This window comes from Paenibacillus sp. S29, assembly GCF_049319765.1.
Taxonomy (GTDB): Bacteria; Bacillota; Bacilli; order Paenibacillales; family Paenibacillaceae; genus Paenibacillus; species Paenibacillus polymyxa_B.
The window spans coordinates 91,122-104,074 of the sequence record NZ_JBMOUI010000001.1 but is presented as its reverse complement, the minus strand read 5'-3'; the positions used below and the strand labels follow the sequence as shown (position 1 = coordinate 104,074).

Sequence of the window (12,953 nt, the reverse complement as noted above, 5' to 3'; positions counted from 1 at the left end):
AATCCAGACCGGGACATTCCGGTTAACGGTTCACACTCTTGATCATAAGATGGGTGTAGCCGCCTAGCATACGCGTCAAGCTGTTCGCAAGCCTATAGCTCACCATAGTGAATACGACTCCTGAGGCCGAAACCAGTATGGATTTTATCACAGTATCTATAAGAAAACCCATAAAATAATAATTAAATAGCGGAAAGAGGAGCGGGGTCGCAATCATTGCGAGTGGAGTTATATAAAGCAAGGCCGCACTAATGAGGCTAAAAATACCCACCGGAAGCTTCAGCATCAGCCAGCCGATAGCAATCCAGTTGCGCCGATTTAGCAGCTCCTTCCTTGCTTGAAGCCAGATAGAGGCATCGGTGTTTATTGGTTTAACGTAAAGCTCGGTGGTAATGTCCGTATAGATCTTGGTCTGTGTGCGTTCAAATTGCAGGAAGGCGTATGTAGTTCGCAAAATGCGAGTAATCAGAGGAACGCCCGCGACGGTAAACGAAAGACTCAAGCCTAATGTAAGAGCGACCAGATAAAAGCAAAAGTAAAACAATCCGGTAGCGAAAGTAAGCAGTAGGAAATAGCCATTTTGAATAAAGCTGACGACGGTTCTTGTCATCAAAGAGCCCACATCCTTTACAAGTAGTAGTCGTATCCTACGGCTCTTGATGTCAAATCGGCCAGTGCCATAATGTCATATGACACAAGGCGGAAAGACTTAGAAGCTTGAAATTAACACTATCCATATATCCTTTCTCCTCAGATATTTCCCAAGAAATTTTATATTCTTGGACAACGAATCCTTCAAGTTTCTGTGCTGGAACACATAGTGGAATAAAATGAGCTCCAGAGAAAGTAAAAACCGTTCGATCTTAGTTATACATACAAAAATTTTAATCCATCATATTAATAATTACTTTGTTTTCACATCACGTGGAAACCTCATCTGTTGACACTTCATGGAAAATACTGTATATATTCAAAGCCAATATGAAAGACAGAAAAGGAGGATCTGCATGCACAGAGTGGTCAAAATAAAATTTATGCTCTTTTACGGTGAAGCGCCTGAAGCAAAATGTTACGGGTACATGGAGTTGAATCAGGATGGAAATATGATCGCGCTCTACAATAGGTACGGTGAGGAAATAGACATGTATGGCCAACACGAATTTGTTAAGATACGGACACTTGGCAAATTTGATAACGAAGACCGTGATAATTTTTATTCTTTGTTAGAAAGTGATGGTGTAGGATAATCTGCACGATAGGCTGACGATTCCGGTGCCAAGGCACTACGAAAAATCAGCCTTTTTGATTTTATTTGCCTTGTAGAGTTGACCGGCACGTTATCATAATCCCCTAACCTCATCTTGTCAAGAAATAATGCGCGAATGAGCGACATCGCGGGGGAGCCCCCCTTATGCTTTCGAAATATGAATGAATTTCCGAGTATGATGGACAATTTCGCTTTTTCCAATTCATCCCACCTCACGTAGAATGATCTTCAGGCGTTGCGGGATAAGTGATATACAAACAATGGACGGAACGTAATGAACAATCGGGAGGTAGAAGATGGACAATCAGGCTCAAGATGCAAGAGGAATGAAGAGAGGAGAAATATTAACCGCTCTACTCATCGGTACATTTGTCGCGTTTCTTAACGAAAATTTACTTACCAATGCGTTTCCTGCATTGATGAGAGAATTTAACGTTGCGGCTTCGACCATACAATGGTTATCGACGGGTTATATGCTTGTGGTCGGCGTACTGGTGCCGGTGACCGCATTACTACAGCAATGGTTCACGACTCGCCAGATGTTTATGTCTGCGATGGCGTTATTTTTGGCCGGTACCTGCTTGTGTGCAGTATCCCCGGGATTCGGAATCTTGCTGATGGGCAGGGTTGTTCAGGCTTGCGGGACAGGATTATTGATTCCGTTGATGATGAATACGATTCTCGCCCTCTATCCTCCAGAACGCCGGGGTGCCGCCATGGGTCTCATGGGGCTGGTCATCATGGTCGCCCCTGTCATCGGGCCGGCTTTGTCTGGCTTGATTATCGATTTCTTTCAATGGCGATGGCTGTTTTACATGGTGATTCCTGTCGCACTGTTTTCGATGATTTATGCATTCATGTACTTAAAGAATGTGACAGAACTGACCAAGCCAAGGGTCGATCTTGTATCCATTGTGATGTCAACCGTCGGTTTCGGCTGCGTCACCTATGGCTTCAGCCAAACAAGTGTCTCTCTTGAGCCAGAAGGTTACGGATCAATTGCAATAGGTAGCCTTTTCTTGCTCTTGCTTGTATGGCGCCAGCTTAAGATCAAAGAGCCGTTGATCGATCTTTCCGTATTCCGGCATTCCACTTTTTCTCTGGTTGCGGTATTGATTGTAATTCTGATGATGGTTCTATTCGCCACAACAACATTGCTGCCGTTCTATATGCAGGATGTGATGAAGTTGACAGCATTCGCGACAGGCTTACTTCTAATGCCAGGTAGCATTTTGAACGGGATGCTGATGCCAGTATCGGGGAAATTACTCGATAAATTCGGGCCGAGACTCGTAATTGTGCCCGGACTGCTCCTGATCGTCATATCGTTGTGGCTGTTTACCGGCATCGACAGTGATACAACACAAGGTTCCGTTCTGTTCAATCATATCCTCTTATTCTTAGGCATGTCGTTCGTCGTCATGCCGGCTCAGACGACAGGATTGAATCAACTTCCACGTCACCTGATCCCTCATGGCACAGCCATATACAATACGCTCCAACAGATTGCAGGAGGGATTGGCATCGCATTGTTCGTCGGCATCATGTCGTCTGGGGCCAATCGTTATCTTCACCATTCGCTCAATCCCACTGCGATGCATGAGAAGACACAAAGCATGGCTTCCGGTCTACAAACGGTTTTTTGGATTGAATTTATTCTTGCAATACTTATTCTGGTGCTGGGTTGGTTTATAAAAAAGCCACCTGAACATAGTTGATTCATTACTAGGCACAGATTGAATCATAAGTTAAAAACCTTGCAAGAAGCATGAGGCTGTCTCATAAGGGGCGGCCTTTATTTCGTTGTACCTTAGCACCCCGACTATAAGGAGAGCTGATTTCTGCCTAAAAGTTTTATTTTTGAGAATCAAGAATAAACATAGATGCATCTTGTCCCATGAATATTTTACTTCCGTTAAAAAAAGTTTTCGACTGAATATCTCTATATCCTATTTTAGTCATAATGTCAGTCAGCTCTTCTTGATTAAATCCGTTATGAACTATATCTGAAACTACTTTTTCATTTTTATTAAAATCTACGATTAGTAAATGTCCTCCTTCATTTAGAACATCAAATAGCCTTGATAAAACGAATTCAACATCATGAATATGGAGTAGAACCTGAGCCATAAAAATATAGTCAGCATGTAAATCCGTTAGACCTTCCTTTTCAAAATCAAAACATAATGTATCTGCATTCTGAATATGAAGATCAGTAATTTCTTGCTTTATTTGATTAATCATGTTTTGTGAAGTGTCCAGAAAAAGCATAGAATTAAAATCATTTAACAAGCTCATTCCGACAAGACCCGTTCCACACCCAAAATCAATAGCATTCTTACTATTAGCGTCAACTACATATTCACGAATGGCATCAGATGATACCTTTGCAATTTGAATTCTTTCAGAAGTGTCATATATATTAGCTATCATTTCAAACTTATCCGTATTTCCCATGATTACTTCTCCAATCCGCCTTAATAAAATCCTGAATACAACAATATAGAATGATATTCTATCGAAGCATTAGCATTTAGTCCACATTCTTATTAGTAAGCTCTTAGTCTTGGTTCGTTTCTGAACGATTTTGCTTCAACATTTTCGCCCTTATTTGTGATATGGTCCACCACCCTACCTGTAACGACAAGTTTAAAGACCACCCCGCTAAAAGGATGGCCTTTAGGACTGCTAATCTATTCTAATTGCCTCGATATAAAGCTCGATTCTCACTTCATTTCCGACAACAACCCCACCTTTTTCCAGAGGAGAGTTGAATGTCAAGCCAAATTCATTGCGTTCGATACTGGCTGTTGAATGAAATCCTACACGTTCCCGGCCGCGAGGGTCCTTGTTAAGTCCTTCAAAAATAGTATGAAAAGTGACGGGGTTGGTTACTCCATGCAGAGTTAGATTGCCCGTAAGTTCATATTGCCTTTCGCTAGCAAGGACGCAGCTGGTGCTTTGAAACGTAATGGTTGGATACTTGGCTGCATGAAGGAAGTCGTCGCTCTTCAGGTGTTCATCTCGTTGCGATTGGCGAGTTGTAATACTATTTGCATCTATGGAAGCCTGAATACCCATGGTTGTTAAATCGTTGGGGTCAAAACTCAAGATCGCTTGGAAATGCTCGAATACTCCTTTAATTCTACTAATCATTAAATGCGTCACCGAAAACTCGACGGAACTGTGGTCCGGATCCACTTCCCAATTGATATTGCTCATAAATAAATTCCACCTCTATGATAAGATTTTGAGAAAGGTCGCCCCATCTCCAAACACTGCGCTATTCGCATACTCCTAATGTACAAAAAAGCTACTGACAACGGGATGTCAGTAGCTCTTTTTCATTTTTTTGGTTTCCTCGTAAATCCGATTTCGGAATGTTCAGGCTCCGCCACGTCAAATTAAATCGAAGGTGAGCTGAATAATTCATGTACACCTTCTTCACCATTCGTCTTTGTCGAAATAATCATCTGGCAAATGCAGCTCTCGCAAACAACCGATAAATTTTTCTCTGAAATTCGGATTGCTTTTGTATTGCGGCCATACCTCCTTATAGTAAGGCAGCAACTTCTCATGTGGAATAATGCCCCAGTATAAAATCGAGTTATTCAGAACCTCCGGGCCGCCCCCCATCAACATCTGTTCAATGATCTCCCAGCTTCCCAGCTTGTTTTCGCAACTGCGCGCGGCATAGATGGCAGTGGTTTGCATTTTCGGGTCAGCATGACACAAGAAAGACGCAAAGTTCTGGAGAGTAATCGCACCATAATCCTCCAAGATATACCCTGCATAACGCAACGTTTCCGGGTCGTGAATCCTGTCAAGCCTTTGCAAGATCACTGGAATAAAATCCGTTAAATTCGCAGTTTTACTGGAAGTATGTAGAATCTGTAAAGCTTGCAGAAAACCCTCATGCCCATCCGATTGCAACAGCTCCAGAAGATATTTTCTACCCGCGTCAAAAGAAGTTTTGCAGATGAGCCAAATGGCTGTGGTCCGATTTTTTGGGCTTTGCTCCGCAATATTCTTCAAAAAACCAAGGGTTGGCTGAGAGACTTTCTTAAACTTGAACATTCCATTAAGCGCTTTGGCTTGGATTTCTTCATTTGGAGCGCTCTGATAAATCTGGATCAGCGCATTCTCATCACCATGCATTCGACTACCAAACCACCCGATATCATAATCCAGAATAATTTCATCCAGCCAGCGCTCGTACCAGTCCAGAAAGCTGTCTTCATAGACAAAGAAAAAAGGATGATCGGGATGAAAATCGGAGGTGTACACAATTCTCCCCCTGTATTTCCCTTCAAGTACGAGATACATGTCGTATTCACAGCCTTGGGTGCCTATGCACAACATGCCGCCCAACACCTTATTACAGGTGGCGTCGTATTCCTCATCGGGAATGTCCTCGTCCTTGGTCAGGGGCTCAATCAGAGGGTTCCATTCCTCTTTGGTCATCCCGGGATGCAGAACGGATTTTGCAAGGAGTGCCTGGCGCTCGGTGTAGGAAGTTGCCTTTCCAATTGAATAGATTCCATAATAGGGTCCGGCGCCTCCGTTGCCGACTTTCGTTAAAAACAGCGCGTAAGGCTCAGGAAGTGTAACCTGATTGTGGGCTTGCCAGTCCGCCAGCTCTTTTGCTGTAAGCTTCTCTTTAACCCTATATTGATGTGAGGATGCTCCAAACACTGAGAAATCCGCGTCTTTGTGCATAGCTTGACTCAGTTTGTTTTTTATTCGATCCAGTTGCGTTTCTTTCTTCCTAAACCACATATTGAACCCTCCTGTTGACCATAGCCAGGTTTCCTTTGTTTGCTTATCCAGCAATTTTATTATTTTTTCTATGGGTCGTACCTCTTTAAAATGATATGTATCTTTAAGTAATCTTTCATTGTAGCTTCTCTTAAGGTCACCACTGAACCACCTTAGAGTACCACAGAAAAAATCCATATGAATGGAATCCATATGGGGGCCAACACGAATTTGTTAGGATACGGACACTTGGCAAATTTGACGACAAAGAACGTGAATTATTTTTATTCTTGTTAGAAAATGATGGTGTGGTCTAGCCCCCTTCGACCACTCAAAGGAGGCTTAAAGTCCACAGGTATACGATTATTCGTTATCCGGCGTGGCCGGACTGGCCGGGGGCATCAAGCCTTTAACGGCGCCGAGAAACGGGCGAATGGACTTGATCATGCCGTAGCCCATCTTCACGACCGGGACAAATTTCTGGATCATGCTGAACAGCCGCAAGCCGCCGCCGAGCATACCGCCAAGCCCTCCTGCGCCTGCAGTAGAGCCGCCAAGGCCGCCTAACAGCGAGCCCATCATCGGCAGGAATGCCGACACCTTGGCGTCCGGCTTGCGGGAGCGCGAACGGCCAGACGGTTTACGTGCGCAGCTTTTCCGGTTGCCGAGACGGACGCCCGGGGCATGCGAACTGGCTCTGCGTTTGAGAGATCGGGAATTTTGCCTCCCGGAAGAAGCGCGTGGAGGAGCTCCAGCACTGGCAAGTATCAACCCGCCGCGATTAACGTCGGTGATGTAGCCGACGTAGGTCTCTCCGCTGTGCAGGGTGACACAGACCGGACGGCCTTGAAATTTCTTAGCCCGTGCACGCATCTCCTTCGATTGTGCCATGGAAGTTCACCTCGCTCACTGATTATAATTCAGTTTACGCCAGGGGCGGGCTGCCTGCTTGTGCGAATAGGACATACGCACGCCAAAAATCGCTTGATGATTAGGCATTTTACAACTCTCCCTCAAGAAACGCGAATGCCCTTACTCCGCTGCTTCCACCAGCCATGCTTGCATAGCCGGAGACTCCGCCCGATTCAAACGTAAGGCGATTTCGGTATTGGTCTCATCCGGCGGCATGACCTCGACAAGGACGCATACAGCCTCTCGCGGTTGATTCAAGGCAAACACGCCTTCATCATCGAGCATTTTCATCGCCAGCTCCATGGCCTTCAGCCTCGAATCAAATTCACGATTCCATTCGTCAGCTTCAAGCTCCGCAATAGAAGGACGCCTCATAAACAATTGTTTAACATCATCGAAGTCCTCATCCCTGAAACAACAATAGGGTGAATCGGCATAGGACCATTTGGTGAGTTCCGCAATCGTTGACCCCGGCATGTCACTTTCTTCTCCTTGCCTGGCCGCTTCCCTCTCCAAGGCCTCCCATGACCAGGCGGAGATGCTTGGCGCATGTCCCTCTCCAGTAGTAAATAGCGTGCAGTAATAGTAACGTTCGCCATTTTCAAAAAGAGTGCGAAAGGACGTCCTAGCCACATCGGCAATCTCTGCCGCCAGCGCCTCTATTCCTTGCGTCGGTTTCATGACATTCGCCCTTAGCCCTATAAAATATATATCTTATTTCCATTATAAAAATTGTTTGTCCTAAATCTACCTTCTTTCTACCTGAATCCTGGAAATATGGACGATTCACTCCCTCATGATAAAAGAGGATGTCTCTCCGTTATTTTTCGGCTTTGAGACACCCTCTTTTGAACTATTTTGCATTCACTACAACATTTTTACCGTCACTTGAGGTATGGTTTTTTGCTCTCCTACCTGGAGTTTCATCTCCATTAGAGCAAGCTCATTCAGGTTCTAATTCAAGGTGCATCTTGGCTTCCGCCTCATCCCATGGCACCGAGTAACCCGCCCCCTTGGCGCAAAAGATGGAGGAGGATGTATACAGCGGGTCCGCCCCTTTGCGGTAGCCCATCCGCTCTATGACTTCCTCCGTATTATGGCAGCGGTCGTATCCGCTGAACACGCAGCGGATACTGCCTCGTCCATGCGTAAAGGATGCGAATTCGGCACTGTAGTTCATGAAAGTCGACACGGGCACCCTGCCCGTGACCACCGCTTGCGTTCCGGTTGTCTGCGGCGGATTAAAAATACCCGAAGCACGCTGAATATCGGACAGCACCCTGCCCATTTCATCGATAGCGACCTTGATTTTGAAATCGTAATAGGGCTCCAGCAGCACGTTGTCCGCCTTCTCCAGACCCTGCCGTAGTGCTCGAAAGGCAGCCTCACGAAAATCGCCGCCGTGGGTATGTTCTTTATGCGCGCGGCCCCTCAGTAGCGTAATGTTCACGTCGGTGACCGGCATGCCGGTCAGCAGTCCGTGATGCTCCCGTTCATAGAGATGATTCCGAATCAGATTCTGATAGCTGACATTCAGATCATCGGCATGACACCTGCTATCGAACAGGATGCCATTGCCCCTTTCTCCCGGTTCAATCAGCAAATGCACTTCCGCATAATGCCTTAGCGGTTCGAAGTGGCCGTACCCTTTCACAGCCGATTGAATCGTTTCCTTATACAAGATTTCCGGTTGTCCAAAAGAGATAGCAAAGCTAAACCGCTCTCTAACAAGCTGCTCCAGCACTTCCAGTTGAATCAATCCCATGACGCGGATAGAAATCTCCTGCAATTTCTCATCCCAAACGACGTTCAGAGACGGCTCCTCCGCCTCCAGCGTGCGAAAAGCACCGAGCACCTTCTGTACATGTATCGAATTGTCGAATAATACCTTCGATTGTAACGTCGGTTCCGACTCGTAAGCTAACTTGTCCGATATCGCCCCCAGGCCTTGTCCAGCCCCGGCGGCGGACAAGCCGGCAACCGCAAACAAATCGCCAGCTTCCACTTGCTCCACCGGCTGCGATTTAAGGCCGTTAAACAAGAAGAGCCGCGTAACTTTTTCGTCATATTGAACCCCGCCACTCTCGTAACTAAGCTGTTCTCTCACCTTCAGCCGACCACCCAGCGCCTTAATGAACGTGAGTCTCGCTCCGCCTGCATCGTGCCGAATTTTATAAACCCTCCCCTGGAACGAAGCATTCTCGTCATAAGTGGTTGTCGTCAACAGATGCAGCTGATCCAGAAATTCAATGACGCCTGTATCCTGAAGCGCAGAGCCGCAAGCACAGGGGAAGAGAAGACCCGCCGCTATCATCCTCTGCAAAGCCTCCAGCCAGAAGCCCGAATCCTCTCTCCCCTCCAGGAATGCTTCCAGCAAGGCTTCGTCCCGCTCCGCCATGGCCTCCCGCAGTGGCTCGCCGACTATGCCGTCAGCGAAGCTCTGTGTAATGCAGCATACTTCCCCCGTCAACTGCTGACGGATATCCGCCTCGGTTCTGCCTACATCCGCGCCGATCCGATCCGTCTTGTTGATAAAGAAGAACGTCGGAATCCGATGCTTGCGCAGCAGCTGCCAGACCGTCTCCGTATGGCCCTGGACACCTTCAACTGCACTTACAATCAGGATGGCATAATCAATGACCTGAACCGCCCGCTCCATCTCCGGGGAGAAATCGACGTGTCCGGGCGTGTCTATTAAATAATAGCTGTCTCCTTTATATTCTATTACCGCCTGATCTGCGAACACCGTAATGCCCCTTGCCCGCTCGATGTCGTGGCTGTCCAGAAACGCATCCTGATGATCCACCCGCCCCCGTGACCGGATACTGTTCGTATGGTACAGCAGCTGTTCCGCAAAAGTTGTCTTACCTGCATCCACATGGGCGAACAGGCCAATCGTTAGTCGCTTCATAGAATCCCACTTTCAACGCTTCTTGTTAATACTGCTCATTTTATTAAAGCATAGAAATCGGGAGAGTGGGTAGGAGTTGGTTTTGAGAGAGGATATTTTTTGATAGATAGAAGATAAAGGAAAAACTTCCCTTCGAATCTACACCATTTTAATCTGCAAGTTTCGCCCTGCTTATGATACAGTCACCGTGCTATCTACAACGGCAAGTTTTAGCTATCCCTTGTGGTGATGGCTTTTTAGACAGAAGCCATATAAAATCTAACGGTTGTGATGATCGCATTGAATGGAGATACGCATCAACACTTCCGAATAATTCACCATCCCCCCCTAGAGGTGAGACGGTACGCACGCATTTCATCAACGAGAGCAGAAAAGGAGCCATCCGTAGTCAGATAGCTCCTTTTCTTATTCTCAGCACTAATTATTCTTGTACAATTCGAAACCTGCTGATCATTTCGCTCACTTGTTGGCTTGATTGTTTCAATTGTTCAGCTGCACTATGCAGATGGGAATACGCTTGACTCTGATCGTTAGAAGCCGAACTTATCTCTTCTGTGGCAGAAGCTGCGTCTCGAGCTACATCGGATATCTTGATAATGGATGAGATGACCTGTTCCCTACTAACATTCATCTGCCCTATATCCCCATCCATCTCTTGAATCGAGCTGATGATTTCCTTTAGCATATCCATAATCGATTCAAATACCGTTCCCGACTCCTGAACAATAAGAGATTGTTCGGAGATAACCACCTCTGTCTGGTTCATGACCTGCAACGTTTGAGAAACTTCTGACTTGAGGCGTGCAATAGTTGTGTTAATTCTCTCTGTTGATTCATAAGTCATGGTCGACAGCTTGCGAATCTCTGTAGCGACGACTGCAAATCCTTTTCCGGAATCGCCGGCACGCGCCGCTTCTATGCTCGCATTTAATGCGAGGAGCTTCGTTTGCTCGGATACTTCATTAATCGTTTGTACGATTGTGGAAATCGTAAGCATCTGTTCTGCCAGGCCTTCAATATGTTGTACGACCAGTTGGTTTGCTTGTGTCGTTTGGAGATTGTGATCCTGTAATTTCTTTACTTTATCCATGCCGCCTCTTAAGACGATTTCCGCCTCCGAAGACAAGCTGGTCATTTTTTTGTTCCTTACATTTACCTTTTCAATCGTGTCCGATAGCGCCATCGTTTCACGGCTCGTTGCCTCTGTCACGGACGCTTGCTCGGAAGCACCAACTGCAATTTCATTAATGCCTGACGTCATTTCCTCGCCGGTTGCCGTTGTTTGTTCCGCAATAAAGGTAAGTTCATGAGCGGAAGTATTTACATGGCCAATCGATTGGCTTACTGTCGAAATGAGTTCTTTCATACGAGATACCATTATATTAAAATCAGCCGTTAATTCCCCAAGCTCATCCTGGGAGAAGGTACGTATATCGACGGCCAGATTGCCCTCCGCAATCTCTCGGACACGTCCGCGCAAATAACGGATCGGATGATGGATGGATCGGATGATCAAATAACCAAGCAACGATGAAGCGATCAAGCCTGCCAATGTTAAGAGGATACTGATCAATCGCAGGAAGCTGTATTGTTTTTGTGTGCTGTCCAACATGATTTGATTATCATCGTAGTACAGATCGCCTATGTGATCCAATGCGTCTTCCATCTGATCAAACTTTTCGTTGCCCTCCTCATAAGAAAGAAGATTCGCCCTTTCACGGACAGTTGAATCCTTTGATGATAATCCGTCAATCACTTTCTTGGAGACCAATTCATACGCTGCAACCGTTGCTTCGTAGTCTTGAATCAACTTTTCCTCATTATCAAAAATAGTTCCCATTGACTTATACTTATTAAGTTTCTTCTTTGCCGACTCCTTTTGTTTTCCGTAATCTTCTAGCTGTTTCAAAAATTGTTCCGACCCTGGTTCATAACTGTACAGCGATCGTTCTGCCAACAGCATCTGATATAGGTCGACATCTGCTGTACGAATGAGATCGATGACTTCCGCCCTAATACTGAGGCTCTCCTCAAGCGAGGATTGTACCCGCTTCAAATTGTAAATCCCAACGCCTCCGATCACAAGGCTGGTGATTACAGTAACGACGATCGTTAGAATTACCTTGTTCCTGATCGTCATCATGAACTTCATCCCTCTCATTATGCCTCACTCCCATCTAGTCCCTCTCGAGGTAACACGATGTACTTATTCAACATCGTTTGCCACTTTCTAAACATCAAAGTTATGCGGAAATCGTATAATTGCTAGAAACCAAGTTAAGAGCATAAATATCTATTACGCCCTCCATTAAAATCTCACTTACATTATTTGAAACAGCGGACATTTGATGAATTGCAGATTCAATCGCCTGACTCCTTTTGGGGGCCAGTTCCGATGCTACATCCACAGATTCCTTGACATGAATGGAACGATCAGCAATTTTGCGTAGCCTCCCCATCCATCTTCTGAACAAGCGTAACGCTGGCTTCGATGCTGTTCACCTGCGTCTGCGCTCCTTCGGCTAATTTTTCTGTAATGGACGCAACATGCTCCGTAGCTTGTCCCGTTTGTTCCGCGCTGGCTGTCAGCTCTTCCGATGATGCGGCAACCTGCTCCGCATTTGCGCCCACTTCCCGGATAATCCCGATACTTTACTATTCCTCATAAAAACCACTGCCCCCAGTTTGTCTAATGATGTCGAATATACAAGGAAACTTGTTGTAATTACTTTATCGGATTACTGCGCTGCTTTATTAACATATAACGAATAATGCCTATGCTAAAAGTTACAATTATTAACTATAGTATTATTATAAGGTTAATCACGAATTACTAGAGTTAGTAAGGAAAGAAACTCTACATAATTGGGAGATGAAATAAAATGCGACTACGGCAAATCCGCGACCCTGCTCGCCCGCTCTAGCTGCTTCTATGGCTGCATTCAAGGCCAGCAGGCCGATTTGCCCGGAGATGGTCTTTGATCACGTTGATGGGAATAGTCCCGATGAAGCAAGAACTCTTTGAGACTATTTCCACGTGCAGACAAAGAACTGCTTCTTATTGTCTTTCACAAATTCGCCCTACTTGTGGTACGGTTCTGGGTA

Annotated in this window: 12 protein-coding genes and 1 pseudogene; 2 read left to right on the top strand and 11 right to left on the bottom strand. The window is 45.8% G+C overall.

Annotated elements, in window-relative coordinates:
• Positions 1 to 22 precede the first annotated feature (22 nt).
• Positions 23 to 610: a sensor domain-containing protein gene (locus ACL9RM_RS00485; protein ID WP_414126192.1), complete on the bottom strand. Its 588-nt coding sequence runs from the start codon at positions 608 to 610 to the stop codon at positions 23 to 25.
• Positions 611 to 1,007: 397 nt separating this feature from the next.
• Between ACL9RM_RS00485 and ACL9RM_RS00480 the strand changes: the two genes are divergently transcribed.
• The gene (locus ACL9RM_RS00480) at positions 1,008 to 1,247 is read left to right on the top strand and encodes a hypothetical protein (RefSeq protein WP_254349798.1); all 240 of its coding nucleotides are present in this window, start codon (positions 1,008 to 1,010) and stop codon (positions 1,245 to 1,247) included.
• 316 nt (positions 1,248 to 1,563) lie between these two features.
• Positions 1,564 to 2,985: an MDR family MFS transporter gene (locus ACL9RM_RS00475; RefSeq protein WP_254349797.1), complete on the top strand. Its 1,422-nt coding sequence runs from the start codon at positions 1,564 to 1,566 to the stop codon at positions 2,983 to 2,985.
• A 136-nt stretch (positions 2,986 to 3,121) separates the two neighbouring features.
• On the opposite strand, the gene ACL9RM_RS00470 is transcribed toward ACL9RM_RS00475, so the two are convergent.
• From ACL9RM_RS00470 to ACL9RM_RS00425, 10 genes and pseudogenes are all read right to left on the bottom strand, one after another.
• Positions 3,122 to 3,724, bottom strand: a complete 603-nt coding sequence (locus ACL9RM_RS00470; RefSeq protein WP_414125986.1) for a class I SAM-dependent methyltransferase — start codon at positions 3,722 to 3,724, stop codon at positions 3,122 to 3,124.
• A 231-nt stretch (positions 3,725 to 3,955) separates the two neighbouring features.
• Positions 3,956 to 4,489, bottom strand: coding sequence for a YceI family protein (locus ACL9RM_RS00465; protein ID WP_414125983.1), 534 nt, complete (start codon positions 4,487 to 4,489; stop codon positions 3,956 to 3,958).
• Between the two features lie 222 nt (positions 4,490 to 4,711).
• The gene (locus ACL9RM_RS00460; protein WP_414125981.1) at positions 4,712 to 6,046 is read right to left on the bottom strand and encodes an SMI1/KNR4 family protein; all 1,335 of its coding nucleotides are present in this window, start codon (positions 6,044 to 6,046) and stop codon (positions 4,712 to 4,714) included.
• A gap of 342 nt (positions 6,047 to 6,388) precedes the next feature.
• Complete coding sequence (locus tag ACL9RM_RS00455; protein WP_322159093.1) at positions 6,389 to 6,916, bottom strand: hypothetical protein; 528 nt, start codon at positions 6,914 to 6,916, stop codon at positions 6,389 to 6,391.
• 141 nt (positions 6,917 to 7,057) lie between these two features.
• On the bottom strand, positions 7,058 to 7,618 hold the full coding sequence (locus ACL9RM_RS00450) for a DUF4303 domain-containing protein (RefSeq protein ID WP_414125979.1): 561 nt from the start codon (positions 7,616 to 7,618) through the stop codon (positions 7,058 to 7,060).
• Positions 7,619 to 7,880: 262 nt separating this feature from the next.
• Positions 7,881 to 9,848 carry a GTP-binding protein gene (locus ACL9RM_RS00445; RefSeq protein ID WP_414125976.1) on the bottom strand — a complete coding sequence of 656 codons (1,968 nt, stop codon included), beginning with the start codon at positions 9,846 to 9,848 and terminating at the stop codon, positions 7,881 to 7,883.
• A gap of 421 nt (positions 9,849 to 10,269) precedes the next feature.
• Positions 10,270 to 11,991, bottom strand: coding sequence for a methyl-accepting chemotaxis protein (locus tag ACL9RM_RS00440; protein ID WP_414125974.1), 1,722 nt, complete (start codon positions 11,989 to 11,991; stop codon positions 10,270 to 10,272).
• A 100-nt stretch (positions 11,992 to 12,091) separates the two neighbouring features.
• Positions 12,092 to 12,322: a hypothetical protein gene (locus ACL9RM_RS00435; RefSeq protein ID WP_422759350.1), complete on the bottom strand. Its 231-nt coding sequence runs from the start codon at positions 12,320 to 12,322 to the stop codon at positions 12,092 to 12,094.
• Positions 12,282 to 12,479: a hypothetical protein gene (locus ACL9RM_RS00430; protein ID WP_414125972.1), complete on the bottom strand. Its 198-nt coding sequence runs from the start codon at positions 12,477 to 12,479 to the stop codon at positions 12,282 to 12,284. Before ACL9RM_RS00430 ends, ACL9RM_RS00435 begins: the two co-directional genes overlap by 41 nt.
• Positions 12,480 to 12,731: 252 nt before the next feature.
• A pseudogene (locus ACL9RM_RS00425) lies at positions 12,732 to 12,824 on the bottom strand (methyl-accepting chemotaxis protein); the annotation flags it as partial.
• Positions 12,825 to 12,953: the final 129 nt, after the last annotated feature.